The 26,443-nt window shown below is 53.2% G+C and carries 24 protein-coding genes and 1 tRNA gene; 15 read left to right on the top strand and 10 right to left on the bottom strand.

All coding sequences use genetic code 11. From position 1 onward, the window contains the following. Positions 1 to 34 precede the first annotated feature (34 nt). Entirely contained in the window at positions 35 to 451 is a 417-nt protein-coding gene (atpC, locus tag RHH53_RS04605) for an ATP synthase F1 subunit epsilon (RefSeq protein WP_302676665.1), read from the top strand. A 55-nt stretch (positions 452 to 506) separates the two neighbouring features. Here the strand turns inward: atpC and prfB are convergent. Beyond that, positions 507 to 1,620, bottom strand: a protein-coding gene (gene prfB, locus RHH53_RS04600) for a peptide chain release factor 2 (protein WP_302678974.1) whose coding sequence is annotated in 2 segments (ribosomal slippage) — positions 507 to 1,544 and positions 1,546 to 1,620 — 1,113 coding nt in all. Because the reading frame shifts where the segments join, the coding sequence is not laid out codon by codon here. Between the two features lie 188 nt (positions 1,621 to 1,808). Here prfB and ftsH4 point away from each other — a divergent pair. Further along, positions 1,809 to 3,668: an ATP-dependent zinc metalloprotease FtsH4 gene (gene ftsH4, locus RHH53_RS04595; RefSeq protein ID WP_310744159.1), complete on the top strand. Its 1,860-nt coding sequence runs from the start codon at positions 1,809 to 1,811 to the stop codon at positions 3,666 to 3,668. Positions 3,669 to 3,901: 233 nt separating this feature from the next. Here the strand turns inward: ftsH4 and RHH53_RS04590 are convergent, their stop codons facing one another. The 3 genes from RHH53_RS04590 to RHH53_RS04580 are packed head-to-tail and all read right to left on the bottom strand — an operon-like array spanning position 3,902 to position 7,083. Continuing rightward, complete coding sequence (locus RHH53_RS04590; RefSeq protein ID WP_310744158.1) at positions 3,902 to 5,368, bottom strand: TldD/PmbA family protein; 1,467 nt, start codon at positions 5,366 to 5,368, stop codon at positions 3,902 to 3,904. A gap of 51 nt (positions 5,369 to 5,419) precedes the next feature. Next, the gene (gene rplY / locus RHH53_RS04585; protein ID WP_310437881.1) at positions 5,420 to 5,725 is read right to left on the bottom strand and encodes a 50S ribosomal protein L25; all 306 of its coding nucleotides are present in this window, start codon (positions 5,723 to 5,725) and stop codon (positions 5,420 to 5,422) included. A 14-nt stretch (positions 5,726 to 5,739) separates the two neighbouring features. Then, positions 5,740 to 7,083 (bottom strand): adenylosuccinate synthase, encoded by a 1,344-nt coding sequence (locus tag RHH53_RS04580; RefSeq protein ID WP_149817309.1) that lies wholly within the window; start codon positions 7,081 to 7,083, stop codon positions 5,740 to 5,742. Positions 7,084 to 7,225: 142 nt separating this feature from the next. Here RHH53_RS04580 and RHH53_RS04575 point away from each other — a divergent pair. The 4 genes from RHH53_RS04575 to RHH53_RS04560 all read left to right on the top strand — a co-directional run bounded on the left by RHH53_RS04575 (position 7,226) and on the right by RHH53_RS04560 (position 9,822). Next, positions 7,226 to 7,297 (top strand) — tRNA-Thr (locus RHH53_RS04575). 41 nt (positions 7,298 to 7,338) lie between these two features. After that, positions 7,339 to 7,971 (top strand): Holliday junction branch migration protein RuvA, encoded by a 633-nt coding sequence (ruvA, locus tag RHH53_RS04570; protein ID WP_310453314.1) that lies wholly within the window; start codon positions 7,339 to 7,341, stop codon positions 7,969 to 7,971. Between the two features lie 41 nt (positions 7,972 to 8,012). Continuing rightward, positions 8,013 to 8,990, top strand: a complete 978-nt coding sequence (gene dcm / locus RHH53_RS04565; protein WP_302676670.1) for a DNA (cytosine-5-)-methyltransferase — start codon at positions 8,013 to 8,015, stop codon at positions 8,988 to 8,990. A 7-nt stretch (positions 8,991 to 8,997) separates the two neighbouring features. Further along, on the top strand, positions 8,998 to 9,822 hold the full coding sequence (locus RHH53_RS04560) for a BsaWI family type II restriction enzyme (protein WP_310744157.1): 825 nt from the start codon (positions 8,998 to 9,000) through the stop codon (positions 9,820 to 9,822). A gap of 69 nt (positions 9,823 to 9,891) precedes the next feature. On the opposite strand, the gene RHH53_RS04555 is transcribed toward RHH53_RS04560, so the two are convergent. Beyond that, the gene (locus RHH53_RS04555) at positions 9,892 to 10,842 is read right to left on the bottom strand and encodes a hypothetical protein (RefSeq protein WP_206201249.1); all 951 of its coding nucleotides are present in this window, start codon (positions 10,840 to 10,842) and stop codon (positions 9,892 to 9,894) included. Between the two features lie 292 nt (positions 10,843 to 11,134). On the opposite strand from RHH53_RS04555, the gene RHH53_RS04550 reads away from it, so the two are divergent. The 4 genes from RHH53_RS04550 (at position 11,135) to RHH53_RS04535 (ending at position 15,144) form a co-directional block, all read left to right on the top strand. Then, a complete protein-coding gene (locus tag RHH53_RS04550) occupies positions 11,135 to 11,425 on the top strand; it encodes a YggT family protein (protein WP_149817300.1) in 291 nt (96 codons plus the stop codon). A gap of 28 nt (positions 11,426 to 11,453) precedes the next feature. Further along, entirely contained in the window at positions 11,454 to 13,367 is a 1,914-nt protein-coding gene (gene mnmG / locus RHH53_RS04545) for a tRNA uridine-5-carboxymethylaminomethyl(34) synthesis enzyme MnmG (RefSeq protein WP_206201248.1), read from the top strand. 134 nt (positions 13,368 to 13,501) lie between these two features. Next, complete coding sequence (locus RHH53_RS04540; protein WP_206201247.1) at positions 13,502 to 14,074, top strand: Uma2 family endonuclease; 573 nt, start codon at positions 13,502 to 13,504, stop codon at positions 14,072 to 14,074. A 50-nt stretch (positions 14,075 to 14,124) separates the two neighbouring features. Further along, on the top strand, positions 14,125 to 15,144 hold the full coding sequence (locus RHH53_RS04535; RefSeq protein ID WP_310744156.1) for an EcsC family protein: 1,020 nt from the start codon (positions 14,125 to 14,127) through the stop codon (positions 15,142 to 15,144). Here RHH53_RS04535 and RHH53_RS04530 read toward each other — a convergent pair. The 5 genes from RHH53_RS04530 to RHH53_RS04510 form a co-directional block, all read right to left on the bottom strand. Continuing rightward, positions 15,108 to 17,357 (bottom strand): cation:proton antiporter, encoded by a 2,250-nt coding sequence (locus tag RHH53_RS04530; RefSeq protein WP_310744155.1) that lies wholly within the window; start codon positions 17,355 to 17,357, stop codon positions 15,108 to 15,110. The genes RHH53_RS04535 and RHH53_RS04530 overlap by 37 nt on opposite strands. 11 nt (positions 17,358 to 17,368) lie before the next feature. Then, positions 17,369 to 18,703 carry a glucose-6-phosphate dehydrogenase assembly protein OpcA gene (opcA, locus tag RHH53_RS04525; protein ID WP_310744154.1) on the bottom strand — a complete coding sequence of 445 codons (1,335 nt, stop codon included), beginning with the start codon at positions 18,701 to 18,703 and terminating at the stop codon, positions 17,369 to 17,371. Between the two features lie 66 nt (positions 18,704 to 18,769). Next, entirely contained in the window at positions 18,770 to 20,299 is a 1,530-nt protein-coding gene (gene zwf, locus RHH53_RS04520; protein WP_302678964.1) for a glucose-6-phosphate dehydrogenase, read from the bottom strand. Positions 20,300 to 20,302: 3 nt separating this feature from the next. Continuing rightward, positions 20,303 to 21,349 carry a class 1 fructose-bisphosphatase gene (fbp, locus tag RHH53_RS04515; protein ID WP_206201242.1) on the bottom strand — a complete coding sequence of 349 codons (1,047 nt, stop codon included), beginning with the start codon at positions 21,347 to 21,349 and terminating at the stop codon, positions 20,303 to 20,305. 77 nt (positions 21,350 to 21,426) lie between these two features. Further along, complete coding sequence (locus RHH53_RS04510; RefSeq protein ID WP_302676679.1) at positions 21,427 to 22,437, bottom strand: isochorismatase; 1,011 nt, start codon at positions 22,435 to 22,437, stop codon at positions 21,427 to 21,429. Positions 22,438 to 22,610: 173 nt separating this feature from the next. Here RHH53_RS04510 and RHH53_RS04505 point away from each other — a divergent pair, with 173 nt between their 5' ends. The 5 genes from RHH53_RS04505 to RHH53_RS04485 all read left to right on the top strand — a co-directional run bounded on the left by RHH53_RS04505 (position 22,611) and on the right by RHH53_RS04485 (position 26,441). Further along, positions 22,611 to 23,219: a hypothetical protein gene (locus RHH53_RS04505; protein WP_206201240.1), complete on the top strand. Its 609-nt coding sequence runs from the start codon at positions 22,611 to 22,613 to the stop codon at positions 23,217 to 23,219. A 44-nt stretch (positions 23,220 to 23,263) separates the two neighbouring features. Continuing rightward, positions 23,264 to 24,505, top strand: a complete 1,242-nt coding sequence (locus RHH53_RS04500) for a hypothetical protein (RefSeq protein WP_206201239.1) — start codon at positions 23,264 to 23,266, stop codon at positions 24,503 to 24,505. A 14-nt stretch (positions 24,506 to 24,519) separates the two neighbouring features. Then, positions 24,520 to 24,816 carry a hypothetical protein gene (locus tag RHH53_RS04495; RefSeq protein ID WP_310744153.1) on the top strand — a complete coding sequence of 99 codons (297 nt, stop codon included), beginning with the start codon at positions 24,520 to 24,522 and terminating at the stop codon, positions 24,814 to 24,816. A gap of 8 nt (positions 24,817 to 24,824) precedes the next feature. Continuing rightward, on the top strand, positions 24,825 to 25,769 hold the full coding sequence (locus RHH53_RS04490; RefSeq protein ID WP_206201237.1) for a branched-chain amino acid ABC transporter permease: 945 nt from the start codon (positions 24,825 to 24,827) through the stop codon (positions 25,767 to 25,769). Between the two features lie 234 nt (positions 25,770 to 26,003). Then, on the top strand, positions 26,004 to 26,441 hold the full coding sequence (locus RHH53_RS04485; protein WP_149817272.1) for an ATP-binding protein: 438 nt from the start codon (positions 26,004 to 26,006) through the stop codon (positions 26,439 to 26,441). Positions 26,442 to 26,443 lie beyond the last annotated feature (2 nt).

Below are 26,443 nucleotides of genomic sequence, written 5' to 3'. Positions count from 1 at the left end.
CGCCCTTTGATCATTGAGTGGCAAGGGAAGCGTTATGGTGATGACCGTCCGGGTAATTGCACCCGATAAAACCGTTTGGGATGCCCCCGCTGAGGAAGTGATTTTGCCCAGCACAACGGGGCAATTGGGTATTCTCTCAAATCATGCCCCTCTCTTAACCGCCTTGGAAACGGGCGTGATGCGGGTGCGCCAAGACCGCGAATGGGTGGCGATCGCCCTCATGGGGGGCTTTGCCGAAGTTGAAAACAACGAAGTGACCATTCTTGTCAACGGTGCTGAGCGCGGGGACACAATTGACCTCGAAAAAGCCAAGGCCGAATTTGCTGAAGCACAGGCCGCCCTCGTTAAAGCCGAACAGGGGGAATCTAAACAGGCCAAAATTCAAGCTACCCAAGCCTTTCGTCGTGCCCGTGCTCGCTTGCAGGCCGCAGGGGGCGTGGTCGAGATTTAGGTTCTTTCCCTGATTTGCTGAACTGCAATTGCTCCCCCTAGGGGGAGTTTTTTGTTTAACTGGCTTCCTCCGTTTGCTGCCGCAGGTAGGCTTGGATAAAGGGATCGAGGTCACCATCCATGACCTCTTGAATGGCTGTCGTTTCCACCTCCGTGCGCAGGTCTTTGACCAGTTGATAGGGATGGAAGACATAGTTGCGAATTTGGTTGCCCCAAGCCGCTTCAACAGCATCACCGCGAATATCAGCAATTTCTTTGGCCTTTTGTTCTTGGGCAATGACTAATAGCTTGGCCTTGAGAATGGCAAGGGCTTTTTCCTTGTTTTGTAGTTGCGATCGCTCCTGCGTACAGCGGACGGCTAAGCCCGTTGGCTTATGGACAATGCGCACGGCTGTTTCCACCTTGTTGACGTTTTGTCCTCCCTTGCCGCCACTGCGAGAGGTGGTAATTTCTAAGTCGCTTTCGGGAATCTCTACCGTAACGGATTGATCCAGTTCGGGCATCACATCCACGCCGGCAAAGCTGGTTTGCCGTTTACCATTGGCATTAAAGGGAGAAATGCGCACCAGCCGATGGGTGCCCTTTTCAGAGCGCAGATAACCGTAGGCATAGCGCCCCCGAATTTCTAGGGTGGCTGACTTAATGCCCGCCTCCTCCCCCTCCGATAACTCGGCCAGATGGGTTTGGTAACCATGGCGCTCCGCCCAGCGGGTGTACATTCGCAGCAACATTTCTGCCCAATCCTGAGCATCAGTCCCGCCAGCACCAGCATTGATCGTGAGAATGGCGTTGTTTTTGTCGTAGGGGCCACTGAGGAGTTGTTCCAGTTCCCATCGACTCAACTGGGCGTCTAAATCCTTGAGCAGCGTAGTCGCCTCTGTCACCAGCCCTTCATCCGGTTCTAGCTCCAGCAGTTCCAGTGCCGTTTCCACGTGTTCAATCGTTTTTTGCCACTGCTGAAGTTGGTTGAGGGCGTCTTTGGCTTCGGTCAACTGTTGGAGTGTGACTTGGGCGATCGCTTGATCATTCCAGAAGTCTGGCTGAGCGGCGGTGTGCTCAAGGTCGTGAACCTTAGCGCTTAATGCTGCTGGGTCAAAGATAGTCCTGGGTATGACCCAGGCGATCGCGCAACAAAGAAAAATCGCGTTTGAGGGTACTTAAATCAATCATTCTACGATGCAAAAGAGAGGAATTCTGTTGATATTTTACCAAAGGCTTGCCCGCTTCCTCACTGTAGTGTCGGGCATTTCTAGGCTAGCTGCGGGGTTGAGTGACCGAATGTTAAGCTTCTTGCCCTTGCCCTGAGTCCCTTCCAAGTGTCACCATGATCGGTAGGTGAACTCTGGGGAATCTAACCTATGGCCATCAAGAACCCGCCCGAAGTACCCCGTAATCGCTGGATTGGTAATCTGCTTCTTTTCGTGGGGTTGGGATTTCTCCTATTGAACCTACTTTTCCCCCGACTTTTTGCCCCCCGTCCACCTCAGGTTCCCTACAGTATGTTTATCCATCAGGTGCAAGAGGGGAAAGTGGCGCGTGCCTATGTCAGCCAAAATGAAATTCTCTACCAATTAAAGCCAGAGGGAGATAAACCGCCCCAAGTACTAGCGACAACGCCAATCTTTGATCTGGAGCTACCGAAACTCCTACAGGAAAAAGGTGTTGAGTTTGCCGCTGCCCCCCCACCGCGCAACAGTTGGTTGTTGAATGTCCTTGGTTGGGTCATTCCGCCGATTGTGTTTGTGCTCATCTTTCAATTCTTTGCCAGTCGCCAAGCGGGCGGTGGTCCTCAGGGGGTTCTCTCCATCAGCAAAAGCCGCGCTAAGGTCTATGTCGAGGGTGCCAACACGGGGATTCGCTTTGATGATGTGGCTGGGGTTGAGGAAGCTAAGGCGGAGCTGGTCGAAATTGTTGATTTTCTGAAAAATCCCCAACGCTATATTCAAATTGGTGCCCGCATTCCCAAGGGGGTGCTGCTGGTGGGGCCACCGGGAACAGGGAAAACCCTGCTGGCCAAAGCTGTTGCTGGCGAAGCCAATGTCCCCTTCTTCTCCATTTCGGGTTCGGAGTTTGTCGAGCTATTTGTGGGTGTCGGGTCGGCCCGCGTACGGGATCTCTTTGAGCAGGCGAAAAAGCAAGCCCCCTGTATTGTCTTTATTGATGAGTTAGATGCCATTGGTAAGTCCCGTTCCAGTGCCGGTTTTTATGGCGGTAACGATGAGCGGGAGCAAACCCTCAACCAACTGCTCACGGAAATGGATGGCTTTGATGCCACGGGGGCAACGGTCATTGTCCTTGCGGCAACCAACCGCCCCGAAACCCTTGATCCGGCATTGCTGCGCCCTGGACGCTTTGACCGCCAAGTCTTGGTCGATCGCCCCGATTTGAGTGGTCGGGAGGCAATTTTGAAAATTCATGCCAAAAAGGTGAAACTGGCCCCTGAAGTGGATCTACACGCAATCGCTGCCCGTACACCGGGGTTTGCTGGCGCAGACTTGGCCAACCTAGTCAATGAAGCAGCCCTACTGGCGGCGCGCAATCAACGGGAAGTGGTGACGCAGCAGGACTTTGCTGAAGCCATTGAACGCATCGTGGCTGGCCTTGAGAAAAAAAGCCGTGTCCTCAACGACAAGGAGAAGAAAATTGTTGCCTACCACGAAGTCGGTCATGCCCTTGTCGGCTGTGCGCTGCCAGGCAGTGGTCGGGTAGAGAAAATCTCGATTGTGCCCCGTGGCATGGCGGCTCTTGGTTACACATTGCAGTTGCCGACGGAGGATCGCTTCCTCCTTGATGAGCAAGAATTGCGCGCCCAAATTGCCACGTTGCTAGGGGGGCGATCGGCAGAGGAAATTGTCTTTGGCACGATCACAACTGGAGCCGCGAACGATCTACAACGGGCCACAGATTTGGCAGAGCGGATGGTGCGCAGCTACGGCATGAGCAAAGTCCTTGGTCCTCTTGCCTTTGAGCAACAACAGGCGAGCTTTTTGACGAACAATGGCATGATGCTACGGGCAGTCAGTGAGGAAACCGCTCAAGCCATCGATCGCGAAGTCAAAGAAATTGTCGAGTCAGCTCACCAGCAGGCGCTCAGTATTCTTAAGGAGAACCGTGACCTTCTCGAAGCGATCGCCCAAAAACTCTTGGAAAAAGAAGTGATTGAGGGCGAAGAACTCCACGAACTACTGAGCCAAGTAAAAACCCCAACCGCTGCCTAACCAAGGGAGCTGCAAAACCGCCAAAAAAAAGACCAGCGGATTACTGGTCATTCAGTCCAATGTTTTTGTCTCAGAAGAGAAGTCAAGGCGTACACAAAGCGGTGAGGGCGATCAAAAAGCTGCACTGCCTTAGCTCCCCTTCTTCTTCCATGATAATGTAGCCAGAGTCACAAAAATTCACATATAAAATCTTTAGGCATTTCTACTCAAACCCATAACCGCAGGTAATCAGTTTAGCGGCCACCGACGGTAATGGCATTGACTTTAATGTGGGGTTGACCAACGGTGACGTAGATACTACCGCTAATCGAGCCACAAAAACCGGGGGCAAGGGCGAGATCGTTGGCAGACATTGAAATTCGCTGCATGATTTCCTTGGCTTCGCCAATCAGTGTGGCTCCCTTGAGGGGCTGTTTGATTTGGCCATGTTCAATCCAGTAGGCTTCCTCAACGGCAAAGTTAAATTGCCCCGTGGCACCGACACTGCCACCCCCCATGCGTTTGCAGTAAATGCCGCGATCAATGGAGGCAATTAAGTCCTCAACACGGTATTCACCGGGGGCAATGTAGGTATTGCGCATCCGCGAAGCGGCAGCATAGGTATAACTTTGGCGGCGGCCACTGCCCGTGCGAGGGTGCCCTGTGCGCATCGAACCCGCGCGATCGCTCAGGAAATTCTTAAGGATGCCATTTTCAATCAGCAACGTGCGCTGCGCCGGCATCCCTTCATCGTCCATATCAATACTGCCAAAGGCACCGCTGGTAATTCCCTCATCCCAAGCGGTCAAGTTTTCATGGGCAATTTTTTCGCCTTTTTTATCGGCAAAGGGGGTCGTACCGCGTTCAATTTGAGTGGTTTCCAAGAGGTGACCACAGGCTTCATGGAAGATCACCCCGCCAAATTGGTTGGCCATGATCACCGGGTAAGTACCCGATTCCACATAGTCAGCATAGAGCATTTTGCCCGCCGCTTCGGCAACGGTATCGGCCAAGGTGGTGTAGTCCCACTGGCGCAAAAAGTCTGGATTACTGGTATCGCCATTGCGCTCACCAATGGAGGCGCGGTGCTCGCCATCCGCACAGAGAACAGAGGCCACTGCTGATTGGGTGAGGCGAATATCGCGGCCAAAGGTGCCATCACTGGCGGCCACCATGACCTCTTGCCAATCGCGAAAATAACTGAGGCGGCGGGATTGCAGATGCTGGGTTTTCTGGCGTAGGCGATCGCTGCCCGCCAGCAGAATATCGGCCACTTCAGCAATAGAACTACAGGCGGCTAGCCAGCCTTCCTTGCGGCCTTGGGCATAGTCCCGCAGCAATTCAAGGTGGATTTCAGGCACGTAAGCTTGCGGACTGGGCAAAAGCAGCCCCATTAAGCCAAGGGCTTTTTCAAGGGCGGCGCGCAAGCCGTTGAAGCTGAGATCATTGGTGCTGACATAGCAATCACTGGTACCGCGAAAAACGCGAATACCCGCCCCTAAACTCAAGCGAGGGGAGACACTCGTCAGGCGATCGTCCTCGACAAGAGTACTGAGGTAATGGTTGCGCTCAAGGAAAATCTCGACAAAATCAGCGCCAGCCGCCCGCCCAAGGCCAAGGAGCGTAGCGAGGGGAGATTCCCAAGAGCCATCAAAGCGATCGCCTTCGGGGGAATAGCTAAGGTGGGCAAGATCTGCAGAACGAAGGAGCGTGGCTGGCATTGTTAACAATCACTTAACATATCCCCACTATAGCAAATTCCCCCTTGCAGCCTAGTTTTCAGCTTTGGCTAAAAAGGAGAGGTGGTAAAGGGTATCCTTGGCGGGGTGGGCTTGCACCTCTTGGAGCACCACCGTTCCCTGCCACGGCAAATCGGGGATCGAAAGCTGGATCGGGGTTTTCTGGAGACGGGCATCCCGCACTAAAAATTCGGCGGCATGGGTATCCACCACCAAGGAAATCGAAGACTCAAGCGTCGGGCCGTAGAGGACGGCAGGGGTTTTGCCGTTACGGCGCAGGGCATTGGGTTTAGCATCGGCAGGGCGTAGTTGCCCCTCAATAGCTAAGGAACGAGACATTGCTACAACTCCACTTAAGATAAAACGGGATGGACTTGGGTGCCATCATCCTTGAGGAGTGCCCGTTTCGGACCATGGATCGGATCCTCAACAATGATGGTTTGGCTGCGCTCTGCCCCCAACGAGACAATGGCGATGGGCACAGACATAATTTCAGCCAAAAACTTGAGATAGTTCAATGCCGCCTTGGGCAGATCATCAAGGGAGCGGCAATGACGGGTGGATTGCTGCCACCCCGGCAGGGTTTCATAGATGGGACGACAGCGGGCAAATTTGAGGGCATTGCTGGGGAAGTGTTCGCAGCGCTCACCGTCAATATCATAGGCAACACAGACTTTGATCTCTGGCAGCTCATCGAGGACATCGAGCTTCGTAATTGCTAAGCAATCGAGACCATTGATGCGCACCGCATAACGGCCAATCACGGCATCAAACCAGCCACAGCGGCGGCGCCGTCCAGTTGTGGTACCAAATTCAGCACCGCGATCGCCCAAGAGTTCTCCCACCTCATCCAGTAATTCCGTTGGAAAAGGCCCTTCGCCGACCCGCGTGGTATAGGCTTTGGCCACACCAATGACGCGGTCAATCATCGTTGGACCAATCCCCGCCCCGACACAAGCACCCCCGGCCACAGGGTTTGAGGAGGTGACGTAGGGATAGGTGCCATGGTCAAGGTCTAAAAGAGTACCTTGGGCACCTTCAAAGAGAATGTTGCGCCGCCGGCGGATGGCATCATCCAGCACGAGGGAACCATCGACAATGTGCGATCGCAGGCGCTCACCGTAGGCACAGTACTCTTCAATGATCGGCTGCGGTTCAAGGGGCGCCAGTCCGTAGAGCTTTTCGAGGATCAAATTCTTTTGGGCGATCGCCCACTCCAGCTTGGCGGCCAACTGATCAGCATCCAGCAGATCCAGCATGCGAATCCCCGTGCGCTCCGATTTATCGGCATAGGTGGGGCCAATGCCGCGTCCTGTGGTACCAATGCGCCGTGAGCCACGCCGTTCCTCAGCAGCAATATCCAACTGGCGATGGTAGGGCATCGTCACATGGGCTGTTTCTGCAATCAGCAGATTCTCAGTGCTCACCCCCAACTGTTCCAGTTGTTCGAGTTCCTCAAGGAGCACCTTAGGATCCACCACCGTTCCCGCCCCAATGATGCACTGGGTATCGGGGTAGAGAATCCCTGACGGAATCAGGTGCAATTTTAGGGTCTGGTCTTTGACGACAATCGTGTGACCTGCATTGACACCGCCCTGATAGCGGACTACCACATCGGCAGACTTGCTCAGGAGATCGGTGATTTTACCCTTGCCTTCATCGCCCCACTGGGCACCAACAACGACGACGTTTGCCAAGTGATTTTCTTAACTCGTTAATTAACACAATCGTCTATTGTAACCCTTGGGGCAAATGCACACAAGCGCGCGATCGCAAAAATTTTGCCATTGCCCTGCCCGTCCTAGGGGCGATCGTGCTAGCATAAATAATGCTTTGAATGCCGATGTAGCTCAGTGGTAGAGCACTCGATTCGTAATCGAGCGGTCGTGAGTTCGAATCTCATCATCGGCTTGGCTCACCCATTTCCAATCGTCTGCGAGCAGGAACAGACTGTGTTTGCCTACCTCAGAGGAACTGTTGTTGCCCATCAATCGGAGGGGAGCCATCGCTCTGCCCTCATCCTAGAGGTGAATGGGGTCGGCTATCGCTTACTGGTCCCGTCCCATCTGTTGCGGCAGTACCCACCGAGTGCTGAGGTGGTGCAGATTTTTACCCATCTCAGTGTCCGTGAGGATCAGATGCTCCTCTATGGCTTTGCCTCGGCAGCGGAGCGGGATCTCTTTTTGCGTTTGATCCGTGTCAATGGGGTTGGGCCACAGATGGCGCTATCGTTGCTGGATACCCTACCTTTGCCAGAGCTAGTCCAAGCGATCGTCAGTGGCAATACCCGTCGTCTCAGCCGCGCGCCCGGAGTCGGCAATAAAACCGCTGAGCGCATTGCCTTGGAACTGAAAGCCGCCCTGAGTGCTTGGCGACAGGAAACGGGGTTAACAACGGCTCCCGCTGGCCTGCCCACGGAAGCGATGCGTGAAGAACTGGAGTTGACTCTTTTAGCCTTGGGTTATAGCGATCGCGAGATTGAAGCTGCCCTTACTGCCATCGGCCAAACGAGCACCCTCGCCAAGAATAGCGATCCAGAGGCATGGCTACGGGAAGCCATCACATGGCTAAGTGCCAATACCTAGGCTTTAGGATAAATAGAGACGACACTTAACTCTAGACTGCTATGGGGCAGCCAACCTTCATTGATCTATTTGCTGGCATCGGTGGCATGCGGCTCGGTTTTAGCCAAGCAGGTGGTTGCTGTGTTTTTAGCTCAGAGTGGAATAAGTTTGCCCAAATAACCTACGAAGCAAACTTTGGCGAAGTGCCAGCAGGAGACATTACTCAAATCCCCTCGGAGAGGATTCCTGACCATGACATATTATTAGCGGGCTTTCCCTGTCAGCCCTTTAGCATTGCGGGTGTCAGCAAGCACAATGCCCTAGGAATGAATCATGGTTTTCAGCACCCGACTCAAGGCAATCTATTTTTTGAAATTGCGAGGATCATCAACGATAAACGTCCTAGGGCTTTTTTGCTAGAAAATGTTAAAAATCTTCAAAGCCACGATCGCGGTAGAACCTTTCAAAGGATTCAAGAAATTCTAAATGATTTAGGATACTACATCTATTACCAAGTCATCAATGCTGTTCATTTTGTGCCCCAGCATCGAGAAAGAATTTTTATTGTGGGTTTTAGAGAACCCCTTGAATTTACATTTCCTCAGGTACCAATTCAGCAACATAGAGTTAGGGATATTCTGGAACCGTCAGTAGATGCTAAATATACGTTGAGCAATCATCTGTGGCAGTATTTGCAAAACTATGCTGAAAAGCATCGTGCCCGTGGTAATGGATTTGGCTATGGGCTAGTTGATTTAGAGGGAGTAACCCGAACATTAAGCGCAAGGTATTACAAAGATGGCTCGGAAATCCTCATTCCCCAAGAAAACAAGAATCCCCGCCGCCTGACGCCAAGGGAATGTGCCCGCTTAATGGGGTTTCCCGACTCTTTCAAAATTGTGGTGAGTGATACAAGGGCATACCAGCAGTTTGGCAATTCAGTTGTGGTGCCGCTGGTGAAAGTTATTGCTGATGAGATATTAAAATCCCTAAAGCAGGGAAAATTATTAAAACAAACTAGGCAGCTTACGCTCTTTTAGTTCAGATATGTCATTCAAGGTTTTAAGCAAGCAGGAAAAGAAAGTTTTAAGAAAGATATGTTCAGGCAATAAGTATTACATGAAGCCTATTGTTAAGAGAATTAATCAATGGGTTGCTAGTCAGAAAAACATTAAGGAAGCATGGCTATTAGTGCTTAACCAGTTACACGACATCATACGAGCTTCTCAGATTGATGTGGAAATACTTTTAGATCAAAAGGTTCAACAGGGGAAAATAGAGAATAAAAATCAAGCAATAAAGAGCATTGCTGGCAATGCTTTTTCAAACGCCTTAATTTACATCTTTCTTGTTAACAAGTGTTGCAAAAACATACCTGAATGGATGTTCATAACATCTCAGCTATCAAGTGTTCCAAATTTCAGGCAGTCAATTAATATCAATATCCAAAATGAAGTGCAAAAACCAGATATGGATATTGTGATTTATGCAAATAATAATATTAAGCAAAAACATACACCTGAAAGCTATATCATTTTGTCTCTTAAAACATCCTTAAGGGAAAGGGCGGCTCAAACTTATAAGTGGAAACTCCTAATGGAAGTTGCTCTAAATAGCCCTGAATTATGCGAAAAATATAATATCTCCTATCGATCGTCAGTAGTTCCGATTATTTGCTTTGCAACAACAAACTTTTATAACGAAATTAATAACCCTCAGCAACGCGGAATGTTGAAATTCTTTGATCGGTCTTTTATCGCTAAGGAAATAATAGATTTTACAGAAGATGCGTTTATTTATCCTCTTTCTAACTTAATTCCATTTGCTATAGAAAAGCTGTCAAATCCCTATGTTCAGCTTAGTTTGTTTTAACCCGCAAATAAAAAAGGGGCAGTTTTATGCCCCCTAGTATCAGCAAACTATAGCGAACAATTTGAATCTCTAGGAAAACATCGGCAGGTGAGAATAGATGGCTGTCCACAGCGGACTCCAAGGCCCAAGGTTGAGTACTAGAGTTGCGATCGCCACGGTGCTGCTGAGCCATGTCAGCCATTGGGCGTAGATATTTGCTCCTTGCTTCTGTGTTTGCAGGTGTTCAACAGTTTGCTGAAGCTGCTCAACTTCTTGGTTAAGATCTGTAATCTCATGGCGTAGCCCGTCAATTTCACGATCGCGCTCGCTGACTGTGGCATGACAAGCCGCTAGTTCTGCCTCTTTTTCGCGACAGGTGGCTTCAATCGTGGTCAGAGAAGCGGTCAATGTCGCCGTTTGACTGGCGTATTCTTCTTCGAGGCTGCTACTGCGCTGGTAGGCGGTTTCTAGCTCTTGGCGATAGCGATCGCAATTGTCCCGTAGGGCTTTGTTTTCCGCTTGGCTAGTGTTGAGGGCATGCGTCAATTCCGCCACCTGTTGGCGATAGTCACTAACTTGAGTGTGTAGTTGCTGTTGTTGGTCTTCTAGCTCTTGGCGATAGCGATCGCAATTGTCCCGTAGGGCTTCGTTTTCCGCTTGGCTAGTGTTGAGGGCATGCGTCAATTCCACCACCTGTTGGCGATAGTCACTAACTTGAGTGTGTAGTTGCTGTTGTTGGTCTTCTAGCTCTTGACAGCGGTTTTGCAACCGTTCCACCTCTGAGCGCAATTGCTCAATTTCTTGGCGCTGGCGATCGCGCTCCTGTTCACTACGGCTGACCAGTTCCTTTAGCCCTTCGATGCGCTGGGCTTGTTCGCTGACAATTCGGTGCAGGCGATCGCACTCTTCCTTCAAACGTTGCACAGAACCCTTGTACTGCCGCTGTACCCAAGCCCGCAAAAACGATAGGCCAGAGATGGTAAATCCAATCAGGGCATAGGTGCCCACCAATATATGACCCGTGGCCGACATCTGTAACATATTGAACCCCTGAACTTCAGTTGAATGTCAATGAAAACGCCGCCATCCAGAATACAGCCCTTTTCCCAAGGATGGAACCCGCCCAAAACAGTCAAAGCCGCTGTCGGACAGGCCTCTATCTCTTTATCCTTTGGCGATCGCTCCCCTATGCAGGGGCACAGCGATAACTTTATGGGAATGCATGCAGAAACTTCTATTTCCTAGTCTAGCGAGGGAGAATGACCGCTGGGGCTAGCTTCTTGCCAGCATTGGTACAATAAGGGATGCACTTGAATTTGCAAGGGGAAGACCAATGACCGAGGCACCTGTATTGCCCATTCTATTGATGGGGATTGCGAACTTTTTGCAGATCTACTTAATTGTGCTGCTGATTCGGGTTCTGCTGTCGTGGTTTCCCAATATCAACTGGTACAATCCGCCCTTTTCGATTCTCAGTCAGTTAACGGATCCCTACCTGAATATCTTTCGTGGCCTGATTCCCCCCATCGGTGGCCTTGACTTTTCGCCGATTATTGCCTTCTTCCTCTTGCAATTTATTGTCCAACTCTTATCGGGGTTCTCCAGTAGCGCCACGTTCTTCTAAACCATCACTAGCCTAGGGTGCAATCGCCATGTCAACGCTGCCTGCGTTTCAGGATGAATTTGATGTCATTGTTGTTGGTGCCGGTCACGCCGGCTGTGAAGCGGCCTTGGCAACGGCACGGTTGGGTTGTCGTACCCTCTTGCTGACCCTCAACCTCGATAAAATTGCTTGGCAGCCCTGTAATCCTGCCGTGGGTGGCCCCGCAAAATCGCAACTGGTGCATGAAGTGGATGCCCTTGGGGGCGAAATTGGGCGTGTGACCGATCGCACTTATCTGCAAAAGCGGCTCCTGAATGCCTCACGGGGGCCAGCGGTCTGGGCATTGCGGGCGCAAACCGATAAGCGCGAATACAGCGCCGTCATGAAGCAGGTGGTGGAAAATCAGCCCAACTTGCTCGTGCGCGAAGGCATGGTCACGGATTTAGTCCTTGATGCCAATGACACGGTGATTGGGGTTGAAACCTACTTTGGCGTCGCCTTTCGCTGTCAAGCAGTGATCCTGACAACGGGAACCTTCCTCGGTGGCCGCATTTGGGTGGGAAATAAATCCATGGCCGCTGGTCGGGCTGGCGAATTTGCCGCTGAGGGACTCTCCCAAACCTTAGCACGGCTCGGTTTTGAGGTGGATCGCCTGAAAACAGGAACACCCGCACGGGTAGATCGGCGATCGGTGGACTACAGCAAGATGGAACCGCAACCCCCAGATGAGCAGGTACGCTGGTTTAGCTTTGACCCCACCGCATGGGTGGAAAGACCCCAAATGAACTGCTACTTGACGCGCACCACCGCTGCTACCCACCAACTCATTCGCGAGAATTTGCACCTGACGCCCGTCTATGGCGGTTGGGTGGATGCCAAAGGCCCCCGCTACTGCCCCAGTATTGAGGATAAAATTGTCCGCTTTGCTGACAAAGAAAGCCATCAAATTTTCATTGAACCCGAAGGCCGCGATACACCAGAACTCTATATCCAAGGCTTTTCCACGGGGCTACCGGAACCGCTGCAATTGCAACTGTTGCGCACCCTGCCGGGGCTAGAAAACTGCATCATGCTGCGTCCGGCCTATGCAGTGGAATACGACTACTTGCCGGCAACCCAGTGCTTTCCCACCCTGATGACGAAAAAGATTCAGGGGCTGTTTTGTGCCGGACAAATCAACGGTACCACCGGCTATGAGGAGGCCGCCGCCCAAGGGATTGTGGCCGGGATCAATGCGGCTCGCTTTGTTCAGGGGAAACCGATGATCACCTTCCCACGCCAAGAGAGCTACATCGGCACCCTGATTGATGATCTGTGCACGAAGGAACTGCGGGAACCCTACCGCATGCTCACCAGCCGCTCGGAATATCGCTTGGTGTTGCGATCGGACAATGCTGACCAGCGGCTCACCCCCTTGGGGCACGAGATTGGCTTGGTGAGTGAAGCCCAGTGGCAAGTGTTTCAAGCAAAGCAACAGCGCCTTGCGGCGGAGACCCAACGCCTGCAAATGACGCGCATTAAAGCCCATGAACCCGTGGGCGAAGCGATTGTGGCCGCAACGGGTCAAGCGATTAAGAGTGCCATTGCCCTTGATGAGTTGCTGCGGCGATCGGGGGTACATTACGACCTACTGGATCGCCATGGCCTTGGCAATCCCGATCTGACTCCCCAAGAGAAAGAGGCGGTTGAAATTGCCATTAAATACGCCGGCTACATTGAACGGCAGCAACGGGAAATTGAGCAGATTGCCCGTCAAGACCAGCGTCCGCTCCCTGCGGATTTGGATTACTTTGCCATCCCCACCCTTTCAATGGAAGCACGGGAAAAACTCAGTACCATCCGCCCCCTCACCATTGGTCAAGCCAGCCGTATTGGTGGGGTCAACCCGGCAGATATTAATGCCCTTTTGGTCTATCTCCAAGTGCAACAGCAGCGGCAATCCCTAACGGCGGTGGGGAGCTAGAACCGTGTGGCCGGCTGAACTAGAGTTGTCCTATGTCAGACATCAAGCTCCCCTGTATACTTCTGGCAACCCAGTTGGGGAAGCGAGCAAGCATCTCCCTTGGCCAAAAGCTCCCTTTTTTGCAAAACAAACCCATGATTGCTCTGAACCTGCGTCCCACGATTGAATTAACTGATGAAGCCTTCGAGCAACTTTGCCGTAGTAACCCTGAGCTACGGCTAGAGCGTAGCGCTCAGGGAGAATTGATTGCCATGGCGCCTGCCGGCAGTGAAAGTAGCCGTCAAAACCTCAGTCTCAGTGCCCAGTTATGGCACTGGAACCAACAAACAAAGCTGGGTGTAGCCTTTGACTCCTCCGCTGGTTTTCGTTTACCCAATGGCGCCATTCGCTCCCCTGATGCTGCTTGGATTGAAAAAAGTCGCTGGCAACGCCTCACCCCTGAGCAACGGCGCCGCTTTGCCCCCATCTGTCCTGATTTTGTGTTGGAACTCAAGTCGCCAACCGATGATTTGGCTGCTCTCCAAGTCAAGATGCAGGAGTATGTGGACAATGGTGCCCAACTGGGTTGGTTAGTTGATCCCGAAATGCGACAGGTTTACTGTTATCGATCTGGGCAAGCTGTGCAGGTTTTGGAACATCCCCCTTGTCTTTCAGGAGAGCCCCTGTTGCCTAACTTTGTAATGGATTTCACCTTGATTTGGGATTAGGGATTCTCTATTATAGGACGGCTCTGCCGTTCGTACTGCCCTTCCCCAGCATGAGTGTCGAGGCTTGGCGCGCCCTAGGTCAGTGCCCTGATTCGTGGAGTGGTTTGTCGCTATCGCGGTTACTCTATGGGGGAATTATGGCGCTGGTTTGTGGCGGCTTGGCAATTGCTGCGGCAGGAGCAAGGTTCTCATCTTACGGTTTGTTATCGCCGGGTGTGGCCACGATGACCCGCAATCTTGCTCTTACGGATTATGAGCGGCAACAAATTAAAAAAATCAGTGCGTGGCTGCGGGAGGAAACGAACCCTCTGCAACAGGCGGTGCAATCGGTCAATGCCACAGTCGAGCGTCATATCAGTCGGATGTTGTCCCCTGAACATCTAGCGATTCTGCGTCAGGCGGGCGATCGCCTACTGGCCAATAGTGATCAGGCTTGGCAACACCTGAAACAGCGATTGGGGAACACTCGGGTGCCAGTCGATCATTGGCAGGATCTCAAGGATCAACCCCTAGAGGTGTGCGATCGCCTGCAAGCTAGGGTTGCCGGTGCGGCCTTGACCAACGCTGCCTTGGAAGCCCTGATCACTGCTCCCTTTGACTTTCTGGGCGAACTGGTGGATGTGGGGTTGACTCTGCTATTGGGTCTCAAAACCATTCAAGCGGTGGGCTTGTGCTATGGCTTTGGCAGTGAGACCACAGTTGAACAGCACATCATCTGGGGCACATTGGGGATCAGTTTTGCCGGCACTGCCAAGGAACGTCAGCATCTATTGTTGAGTTTGCTGCATCCTTCTGAGGACAGTGAACGGGGGGCGATCGCCGGCCTCTTGGAAGACAGTGCCTTTGAAGTTTTTACCGACAACACGGTGGAGGCGGTGTTGAGTCGCGCATTAGTGATGTTGAGGGAAGAATTGAGTGGCGAGTTGATCCCCGTGATTGGCACTGCTTTGGGGGTTCTGGAAAGCGAACAATTTGCCCGAGAAGTGGCAACGACCGCGCGATATGTTTATCAGTTGCGTTGGCTACTGCGTGCTCACGGTGGCAGCGGAGTGGATCGTGCTTGCAGTTGATCGCCAATGCGCTGTAGGGCAGCCATAGAGCCAGTGAGGAGGAGGCGATCGCCCGCCATTAGGGGACAGTCCTCCTTGGGTTCCAAGAGCAGCGTTCCCTCTCGCCGCAGGGCACGGATGGTGACGGTCTCAGGCAGATGCAGATCGGCAATGGTGCGATGTTGTTCGCCAATCTCTTTGGGCAACATGATCCAAAGAAATAAGGTTTCCCCTTGGGGCACACCGACACGGCCATTGATCAGGGCTTCACAAGCTGCAAACTCTGCTGGCTGACCAACAATCAGGAGGCGATCGCCCCCCTCAAGACAGGTTTCACCACTGGGATAATCCACCTCAGTACCATCGGCACGGACAATGGCCAACAGAGTCACCCCCGTCAACTGGCGCAGTTGAATTTCCGCAAGACTCATGCCCCGAATGGGGGAATCCTCAGGGACGGTCAGCCAGCGACTATTCATATCCTGAGCTGCTTGCCGCAGGAGACGGGCGGTTCCCTCAGGGGGAGTATCGCCGCGCAAATTGGCGTAGTGGCTGTCGCGCACCTGTTGTACCTGCTGCTGAATGTGGCGTTCACCCATGCCTAGCGTAAAGAATAGATGAGCGGCCAACTCCAGACTGGCTTCAAACTCGGGTTGCACCACCTCCCGTGCCCCCAGTTGATAAAGCAACTCAATGTCGCGATCGCTATTGGCGCGCACAATGACATCCAGTTCCGGGGCAAACTCTAGGGCACGCTTGAGACAGAGGCGGGTACTCATACTATCCGAGAGGGCGATCGCCATACCAAGGGCTTGATCGACGCCTGCTTTGGCCAGAATGGTGGTACTAGCGGCATTGCCGTAAATGTAGGGCAGTTGGGCATCGCGCACTTCGTTAATCACCGTTTCACTTTGCTCAATGACCAACACGGGATAATTTTGTTTTTGGAGGAGTTTCACCACACTCTTGCCGACGCGACCATAGCCACAGACAATCACATGGTTCCGCTGCGGCAACCCCGTTAAATCCATGTCGAGGATTTCATCTTCCTTGAGGATGCGGCGCAGTAGGGGCAGTTCCAACAGCACAGGCACCAGCTTTAACAAAAAGGGCGTCACCAGCAACGTCACTGCTGTCGTGCCGAGGGTGAGCAGATAAACTTGTTGGGACACCAATCCCAAGCCCCGCCCTGCCGTCAGCAGCACAAAGGAAAATTCCCCAATCTGAGCCAGCCCAATCCCCGCCAGTAATGACGTTTTCCACGAATAGCCAAAGAGCTTGACTATGGGGGTGGTGATCAGGAATTTACCCAGAATCACTAGGCTGACCAGTTCAATAATGCGATCCAAGTGCTGCCAGAGAAACACTGGATCAATGAGCATACCAATGGAAGCGAAGAAGAGCGTGGTAAAGACATTGCGGATCGATTCCACGTAATCGAGAGTTTGATCGGCATACTCCACCTCGGAGATCATCAGACCGGCAATAAAGGCACCAATCTCAATCGAAAGCCCCAAATACTGGGTCAGCAGGGCAATTCCCAAACAGAGGGCAACGACGCCTAAAAGGAAAAGCTCACGACTTTCTGTTTTGGCCAGTAGCCGTAGCAGAGGGGGCAGCAACCACATCCCAGCGGCGATCGCCCCCACGGCAATCAAAGCAATGGTCAAGACTGCTTGGCCGAGGGCAAGTCCCAACTCCTCTGGGGGTTTGTTCAGGGCGGGTAAGACGGCAATCATCAAGCCCACCGCCAGATCCTGCACCACCAAGATGCCCAGCATAATTTGCCCTTGGATCGACTCCAGCTCATTGCGATCCATGAGGCTGCGCAGCACCACTGCTGTTGAAGAGAGGGAGAGGACAGCACCGAGGAAAATCCCCTGATTGGGGGAACTTACCCAGCCAACCCCAACGGAAATGAGCGTTGTAACTGCAATGGTCAGGAAAATTTGCAGGGCACTGCCCCCCAAGCTAACCCCTTGAACTTTGCGAATTTCACCGAGGGAGAAGCTCACCCCTAGGGCAAAGAGCAAAAAGGCCACCCCCAGTTGTGCCAAACCTTCCACTTGAGGTACTTCCTTGAGGAGTCCCAAGCCCGTTGGCCCGACCAACATACCGGCCAAAAGGTAGCCCAGCAGGATCGGTTGTCGCAGCAAAGCCGCCAACACACCCCCCACTGCCGCTGCCCCCAGTACCACACTGAGGTCAATGACAAGGCGAAAATCTTCGGTCATGGGATCTCATGCTAGGGCATCAAGGCTAGCATCTGAGCCACAACGGCAAAACTCTCACTGTAGAGGAAGTCTTGTCCCCAGCGCTGAAGTTCCTGACTCAAGAGCACCTCAGCCGTGAGATCACTCAGGGGAGACACATGATAAGTACGGCACATTTGAGCACTGCCCCCGGCCTCCATGCGCATACAGCCACGGGTTTCTGAGCAAATGATTGTACAGCAATCGGCTTGGAGATTGGAGGAGGTGAGTTTGAGGTCAATTAAATCCCCCAGCACGAGGCCAGCATCACCCGTGGGAATGCCTGCTAATTCTGCCTTAATCAACCGTTGATCGGAGGCCACCAGTTCCACGTGATAGACATCATAGTCACCGCACTCGTGGCGGATCTGGCGCGGCTGCCACTGAAGCCGGGAAGCTAACCAGCCAAGGTACATTAAAGCTTGGGCGGGATTGCCCTTTTCGTAGTCAATGACCACCTGATCAATTTCCTGAATGGCCAAACGGCGTTCGGGGGGATCAAAGGCTTCGGCGGCCAGTTCTTGCCATGCCCCCAGACGGCGCCAGTTCAAATCTGCGAGGGGAAGGTTCTGCTCCAGCAAAGGCGCGATCGCCCGCAAGCCCCGCAGCGGATCGAGAAATTCACTGGAATCCACAATCACGCGGCTAAATTGGGGCGCAAGGGTTTGAAACAACTCAAAGTTATTGAACAAGTCCCCCTTCCACCACAAAAAGCGGGGGAGTTCGCGAATGATTAAAGACTGCAACAGGGGTTCCACCCGCTGGAAGGCGCTATGGGTGCCCTTGAGGGTAATGTATTCACAGCAAACGAGGGAACTGCGCATCTTTTTGTTGATCGGGCAGTAGGCCGCCACCTGAGCAGTAATTCCCGTATCTTCGCCAAGGGTAGGACACAGGGCAATCACCCGACAGGGATTTTGGCTGGCGATCGCGTCAGCAATGCCACTACCGCGCATATCCACGGCATAGCGATCGCTCCGAGGGGTTCCCTGAGCATATTCTGCCTGCAAGGCCTGCCGCAGTTGGGGCGTGACTCGACCCGTCAAGGGCAAGTTGTGATTCTTTTCAGCAGCACGAATCGCCGACTGCATGCGGGGGCCAAGAATACCATCAATGGGGCCTGTGTAGTAGCCCAAGGCCGCTAGCAATTGTTGGGTATCATCCGCCTCATAGACAACTAGGGTAAAGGTGGTTGCCCGCACTGCTGCTGGCGCCGTACCATCCCCGCCATGGCTGAGCCAAATTTGCCGCAAACTTTGCTCAATATCATCTAATGAGACATCCACGGGATCTTGGAGCGCTACGAGGGGAGTTGATTCAGTTGCCATACCTAGGTACCTATCTGTGAATGAAGTTCGGCCTTGATTCCCATCTCTTCCCATGATGGATAAAGATCACAGTCGCCGCCACCGCCGACCATCGGCATTAATCATCGCTTCTGCGGCATCGGGATCCCATGTCCCCGCTTCATAGGTGGGAATCGTGTCTGGATCCGTAGGGGCATCCCAAGCACTGAGCACCGGCATCACCACCCGCCAAGCCGCTTCCACCTCATCCGCCCGGGTAAACAGGGTTTGATCCCCGAGCATGCAGTCCAGCAAGAGCCGCGCATAGGCATCCGCCGTTGCCATTCCAAAGGAGGAGCCGTAGCTAAAGTCCATTTCCACCGTGCGCGTGCGCAGATCTGCACCGGGCATCTTTGCCTCAAAGCGCAGGGCAATCCCCTCATTCGGCTGGATACGCATTGTTAGAATATTGGGGTTGGTTTGGCGGGCGGCCGACTGGAAAATCAGCAGGGGCACATCGCGAAACTGAATCGAGATTTCCGTCACTTTTTTTGCCAAGCGTTTACCCGTGCGCAAATAAAAGGGCACCCCCTGCCAGCGCCAGTTATCAATCACCAGTTTGAGTGCCACATAGGTGGGCGTGGTGGAGGTGGGACTCACCCCCGGTTCTTCGCGGTAACCCACCACAGGTTTGCCCTTCATCCAGCCGGCTCGGTATTGGCCGCGGACAGCACAGGCATCGAGATTATCCAAATCTGCTAAACGGGTGGCTTGGAGCACCTTCACCTTTTCGTTGCGCAGACTATCGGCATCGAGGGCATTGGGGGGTTCCATGGCGGTCAAGGCCAATAACTGAAGGATGTGGTTTTGCACCATGTCCCGCAGAGCACCCGAAGTTTCATAGTAGCCCGCGCGGTCTTCAACCCCCACGGTTTCGGCAACGGTAATCTGCACATGATCTACGTACTGGCGGTTCCAGAGGGGTTCAAAAATAGCATTAGCAAAGCGAAACACCATCAGGTTTTGAACGGTTTCTTTGCCGAGGTAGTGGTCAATACGGTAAACCTGCTCCTCTTTGCACACCGACTGCACCACTTCATTGAGGGCTTGGGCAGAGGTGAGATCGCGGCCAAAGGGCTTTTCAATGACGAGGCGATGCTTTTGGGGATCACTCAATAGACCGGCTGCCCCTAGTTGTTGAATCGCTTCAACGAAAAAGTTCGGTGCGACCGCAAGGTAAAAGACGCGATTGCCGCGAGTTTGGCGCTTTTCATCCAGCTCAGCCAGCAGGGTTTTCAGCTTGGTGTAGGCGGCGGGATCATCCATATTGCCAGAGCAGTAAAACAGGCCTTGGGCAAATTCCTGCCACAGGGGTTCCGCCTGAATGCCGCCGCCAAATTCCTCGACCCCTTGGCGCAGGTGCTCGCGAAAATAGTCATCACTCCAGTTACGACGCGCCACACCAACAATCGTAAGTTCTGGGGGCAGACGGCGTTCCAGTTTCAGTTGATAAATGGAGGGAATGAGCTTGCGCTGGGTGAGATCTCCACTGGCACCAAAGATCACTAGAATCAGTGGTTCTGGGGTGCGCTCTTGGCGTAATCCGACCCGCAGGGGATTTTCAAATAGGGTTACCATGGGTTACACCTGTGTCACAGTTGCGTTGGCAGGGGTAGGCTGAATAAAGGATTCCACAAGGGCAACGTTCTCAGGGCTGCCAATAATGAGTGGTGTGCGCATGTGCAGATGATCAGGCACGACATCGAGGAGGGGTTGGGTGCCGGTACTGGCTTTGCCACCGGCCTGTTCCACGAGGAAGGCGATCGGTGCCGCTTCGTAGAGTAGACGCAACTTCCCCGCGGGATTTTTCTGGGTGCCCGGATAGAGAAAGACCCCCCCCTGCATAAGGATGCGGTGAATATCGCCGACAAGGGCACCACTGTAGCGGGCACTGTAGCCGGGCTGGCGATGGACATGGCGGACATAGTTACGAATGGATTCTTCCCATGCCCAGAAGTTGCCTTCGTTGACACTGTAGATGGAGCCACTAGCGGGAATTTGCAGGTTCTCGATCGCCAGAATAAACTCGCCGAGGCTAGGGTCAAGGACAAAAACATGGGTGCCCCTGCCCAGGGAATAGACCAGCATCGTACTAGGGCCATAGAGAATATAGCCCGCGGCAATTTGCTTGTGGCCATCTTGTAGAAGATCAGCAGCGGTGCCGTCTAGATCAGTGCCCTCCTGCTGGCGAATCGCAAAAATGGAGCCTACGTTCAGGTTAATGTCCACATTGGAGGAACCATCGAGGGGATCGTAAAGCAGCGTGTAGCGGCCAATGGGGCAGTTTTCGGGAATGTAGTAGGGCTTTTCCATTTCCTCAGAAGCAAGGCGACACACCAAGCCACTTTGCTTGAAGGCCGCAATAAAGACTTCATTGGCATAGACATCCATTTTTTTGACGTCTTCCCCTTGGATGTTCACTGCCCCTGTAAAGCCCAACACCCCCTCCATGAGACCCGCTCGACTCAAACGGCGAGCAATCAGTTTGCCAGCAAGGGCAATGCGATTCATCAGGGCACTCAGGTCTTGGGCAGCGGCGTCAAAGCTTTGGAGTTGCTGGAGAACGTGGCGAGATAGGGTCAAACAATCGCGATCGAGGGCTTGTTCGTGAGCTGCAAAATCAGTCATAGCCCCTCCCTAGTGAGGATGCATCTAGCCCCGATCCTAAACTGTCTCTTTTCAGAAGTGGTAAGTCTTTAGATCAACTAAAGATTCAGGGAAGCACTGCTAGTACTGATCCGGTGCATGCCGGCAGCAGCAAACTGGGCAAAGGTTGCATTGGCAGTTTCGCTGAAGTCCACGACCCCCGGCACCACCACAGGGGACATACAATCCTCAAGGAGATAGACGCGTTGCGCTAGTTGGGGATCGCGCTGCTGAATTTCACTGAGCAGGTCGGCCACCGTCCAAGCAACACAGTGACTTTTGGCTTGACCGGCAATGATCAGGCGATCGCCCGCCAGCAGATGCTCAATCAAAGCGCTATTCACCGCCACTAAAGGACGCCCTTGGAGGTCATGGCTCACCTCTGGACGCAACACCGAATAATTCTCCGTCAGGGGGTGGCTCCCCTTGAGTTCGATGCGGGTTTGCTGCTGTCGCGCCACAGTATGAAAGAAACAGGCCTCCTCCACAGCAGACACAAGGGCATGGCCAATCCCCCCCAGCATCGAGTGGTAAGGCCAAATCGTCAACGGAAATTTGCCTTTGGCGGCTAACTGGGCAACGTAGTGCCGGGCATAGGCCTGCAAACTCTCTTGATCAGTCATGCCGAGGGAGGTTAGCAGATGGGGATTGGGTTGCCAGCGCCCCCGCTCAACATCGTCAACGGTAATCGTGGTTAGAGGTGGCGGCGGTTCCCCGGTAGCATCTCGCCAAAAGAGGGGATGAAAAATTTGACTGGCGGTATGGGTATCGAGGGTAACGATAATCTCGCTAATGTGGGCAAGGTGGGTGTAGATAAAGCGGCAGAGGCGTTGATTATCCGCAACCGCCCCTTGGACAAATAGCTCAAAGTCGGGTAGGCAAAAGGTGTTTTGCACATCAATGAGCAAAAGGATCGTACGCTGCCGATCCTCAGCGGCAGGGGGAATTTGATACTGCTGTGCCCATTGCCGCGCCTGCACTGCTCGCTCTTGGTAGGGAACGCGCCACACTTGAGCAACCTTAGTGGCATCAAAAAAATCGGGGATAGGCAGTTCTTTGATCGGCGCCATAGGCAAGGGATCCGCTGCAGACCCGCTGCAAAATAGTGTAAAAAGTATTTGTGGATACAATTGTTAATTTTTAATAAAAACCTAGAGTATCAGAAATTCTACGGATGCGCAACAATTGATTACCTCTATAAAGTAGAGTTAGTCAAAGCTTAATCTTGATTGGGAAATTCGCAATGCTGGTGCGTACACTCAAGAGTGTTTTAGAGCAACATATTGCCGGAGTCCCGGGCGTGTTAGCTGTGTTAATTGGCCGCACGACGGATGGAGCAACCATTGCCGAAATTAACTACAGTGGCAATAGCCTTGAAAATGAGTCCTTGAGTTCTTTGGGGGCCTATGCCAGCGATCTGCTGCGAGCCAACAATCGCGTGTGCCAAGTGGTGGATCCGGCCTCGGAGGCAGACTATCTGCTAGCGGGTTCGGCAGAGGTGCGATTGGTCATCAAAGCCTTCAGCAAAACTCCCTACTTTGTTCTCTTTCTCACCAAGGGTAGCACGAACCTGAAGCTGGTCTTTGAGCGGATCAAGGCGATCTTGGCGGATGGCAAGCCCCTCTTGCCGCCTGTCCAAGACAACACCACCTCCGTCGCTCAACTGCTGCTTAGCTATGCCCGTCGCTATGCGCCGGATCCCAACTTTGTGGCGCTGCGGCTGTCGTTGAAAACGGGCTTGCACCGCGAGCGATTGGAAAAAGGCCAGTTGGATGAACGGGAAGTGCGCATTCTCTACAAGGGCGTGGCCGATATCTTGGGTGTGGAACGCCTGCCGGTTGCCCTTCCCTAGGTTGATTTGACTCACCCTTCACCATTTAACAAAAGATTGGCCCTATGTTTGAGCATCTCCGTATCGATCGCCCCCGCAAGCTGGTGGCTTTTTTTGACGAACCAGTGATTTTCCACTGCCACCACTACAACCTATTTCTCCAGCAAACCATTGAAGACCCCGACTGGATTGATGGCGTCAGTATCCTACAGACCTCAGCCCAAGAGATTTTCTATAGCTTGCTCGCCAATGCCTTTAATACGTTGGGAGTGCAAACGCCAGCGGAACGCCTTGCCACCGCCGCCCAGATTTTTAGCTTTTTGGGCTTTGGCCGCCTCAACTTTGAGGTGACAGAAGAAGGGGGTGAGGTGGAATTAACCCACTCCCACTATGCAGAGGGCTGGCTTGGAAAATACGGTGAGCAGGTGAGCCGCACGAAACCCATTGATCACTTGGCGGTGGGTTATGTGGCCGCAGCCCTAGATGCCACCTTTGCGGCGTTGGGTACCTATGTGGCTGAAGAAACCAGTTGTATGGTGGTGACGCGGCAGGATCACTGCATGATCCATGTGACCAAAGCACCGGTGCGCCGCTCCCTAACACCGAGTCCGCAAATGGGCAAGCTCATTGATCAACCGGCGCCCCTGCCGCAGCCAGAAACCAGTGTGGACTACGATGCGGTGAACGAAGCCCTCTGGGGACTGCCCCTGGAAGGGGATGTGAATGGTCAAATTCGTGCCTTTAATGTGCTGCTGACGCGGATGCCTGCCAACTACTACAACCGCATTCAGTACCGTTTCTTGGATGAGCTGCAAAAGGTAGATCCGCAGCTTTTAGAGGTGGGGCAGGCCTTGATCCGTGAATCAGGCCATGTTTGTGTCTTTTACACCTTTGGCAATATCATGGAGTCTTTGGAGTGGGAAACGGTCGTTGGCCCGATGTTAAAAACCGATACCGATTGGATTCACGGGGGGTATGCCGTTGCCAGTAGTTTGGGATGGGGGCGTTGGCAAGCCCTAGAGGTGGTCGGGAATGAATCCTGTCGGGTGGCCATTGATGGCAACTACGAAACCAACTACTTCTTGGCTTCCTATCCCCATACCCTGCAACCGGCCTGTTATTTTGCCCAAGGGGCGGTACCGGCAATGATGAACATTGTCTATAACGGGCGCATTCAACAGAAGCCTGTCCTAGATGAGGCGTTTTACAATCGTCTCTTTCAACGGGGCGGTGTGTTTCAAGGGGCAGAGGTGAAGGCGCGGGAAAAGGGTGATCCCTGGTGTGAATTTTATGCTCAACGCCTATAAGTTAAGTTCTGAGAATGCCAATTCAACTCTCTAAACGGCGGGAATGTGGCGGTACATGGGTGGTTGATGTGGATCTGGGGCGATCGCCCACCAAGGAGGAACTCACTACCCTTGCCCAGCGCCATGGTGGTCGCTGTCGCCAATTTCAACAGTTGGTGTGGCTCGATTTCCCTAGCGGTCGGATTACGGCCTCCCTGCGGCTGTCGCGTCTGACGATTCGCCTTGGGGATAAAGCCCTCGAAGCAGCCATTATTGCGGAGTTGCAGCAGCTTGCTGCGGCCAGCGTGCCGGCCTGTGCAATGGATGCTTAGCAGTAATTATGGCGGGTTGGCTCGGCACGTACGACTTCCTACTGGTTTCAATGACCTTGGGGGCGATGCTGGCCTTGTCACTCTATTTGCCCCTGATGAGTGGCCAACTCTCCCTTGCGAGTCCAGCGTTTTATGCCATGGGTGGCTATATTGCTGCCTTGGTCTCAACCCGTCTTTTTCCTGACCTGAACCCCTATCCCGTGCCCTTGGTGCTGGGGGAAATGGTGTTGGCGGCTGTGGTCTGTGGTGTGGTGGGCTGGGGCTTGGGGGTGCCGGTGCTGCGGTTACGGGGCATTTATTTTGCCATTGCCACGATTGCTTTCTCTGAGGTGCTGCGGGTGTTGGCACTCAATCTGGAGGTGACCGGGGGGGCGATCGGCATCTTTGGCATTCCCCAACCCTTTAGTACACCCTTGGGCTATTTGTGGCTGACGCTGCCCTTGCTGGTCATGGTGGCGATCGCCATCGGTCGCTTGGAACAGACCCGTGCGGGCAAGGCGATGCAGGCCATTCGTGCCGATGAATTGGTGGCGCAGACCCTTGGCATTGATACCACTCGCTACAAGGTTTTGGGTTTTGTCTTGGGGGCAATTCTAGCGGGGGTGGCGGGAGTTTTGGCGGCCCATCTTTTGAATACTTGGAATCCGCGTCAGGGCACGTTTGATATGGGGGTGTTGGCACTGACAGCAGTGCTGGTGGGGGGCAATCGCACGTTTGTGGGGGCGATCGCTGGCGGTATGCTCTTTACAGCTCTGCCTGAACTCCTGCGGGGACTCGCCGATCAACCCTATTTGCCAGTGGCAGTGGCCACTTTTTTCCGCGATGGCCGTCTGATGCTCTATGGGTTGCTGATTATCCTCGGCACACGGTTCTTTCCCCAGGGGTTGTGCCAGCCTCCCAACTGGCGATCGCTCTGGTGCACCCTATTGGGCAACAAAACGAGGAAAATGTAATCAGTCCTCCTGCATTTGGCTGCTTCATGTCCCATCTGCGTTGCCCCATTGAACCCTCTTTCTCCTGCAGCCCATCTCAGCAGCCCTCCAGCGGCGAAACGTCTATTCGTCATGGCTCCATTTGCATCCTTTACATTCAGTGGGCAGGGCGAGCTGCGGAGCTGTTTTTGACCTCTTGGTATCCGATCCTAAAGCTCTGCAACTGATTCCACCCCAGCAAGGACAACTCAGCCTATGACGCCTCCCTTCACCACGGTTTCCCTAACCCTGACCAGTGACCTGACCCAACTGGAGGCTCTCTTGGCATGGTTCAATCAATATCGCCCCACGACGCTGCCCATCGAAGAGTGGTTGAAATTGGAACTCGCCCTTGCCGAGGGGTTTACCAATGCTGTGCGCCATGCCCATCGCGATCGCGCCAGCGATACCCCCATTCGCATTGATCTCTCCCTTGCAGATACTGTGATTGAATTGCGCATTTGGGATCAAGGGGATCCCTTTGATTTGATGGCCAAACTGGCAACACTCCCCAGCCAAATTGCCCTCGATGCCGAAGGGGGACGCGGCCTACGCCTCTTGGCAACCATCATGGATGAATTGGACTATCAGCGCGTGGGCAATACGGGTAACTGTTTGATTCTGCGCAAAACCGTGAAGCCGACTCCCCAATAACC

It is taken from the genome of Thermosynechococcus sp. PKX82 (assembly GCF_031583255.1).
Classification (GTDB): Bacteria; Cyanobacteriota; Cyanobacteriia; order Thermosynechococcales; family Thermosynechococcaceae; genus Thermosynechococcus.
Note: the sequence above shows the minus strand (reverse complement) of the source record. Positions and strands in the feature narration are given on the sequence as shown.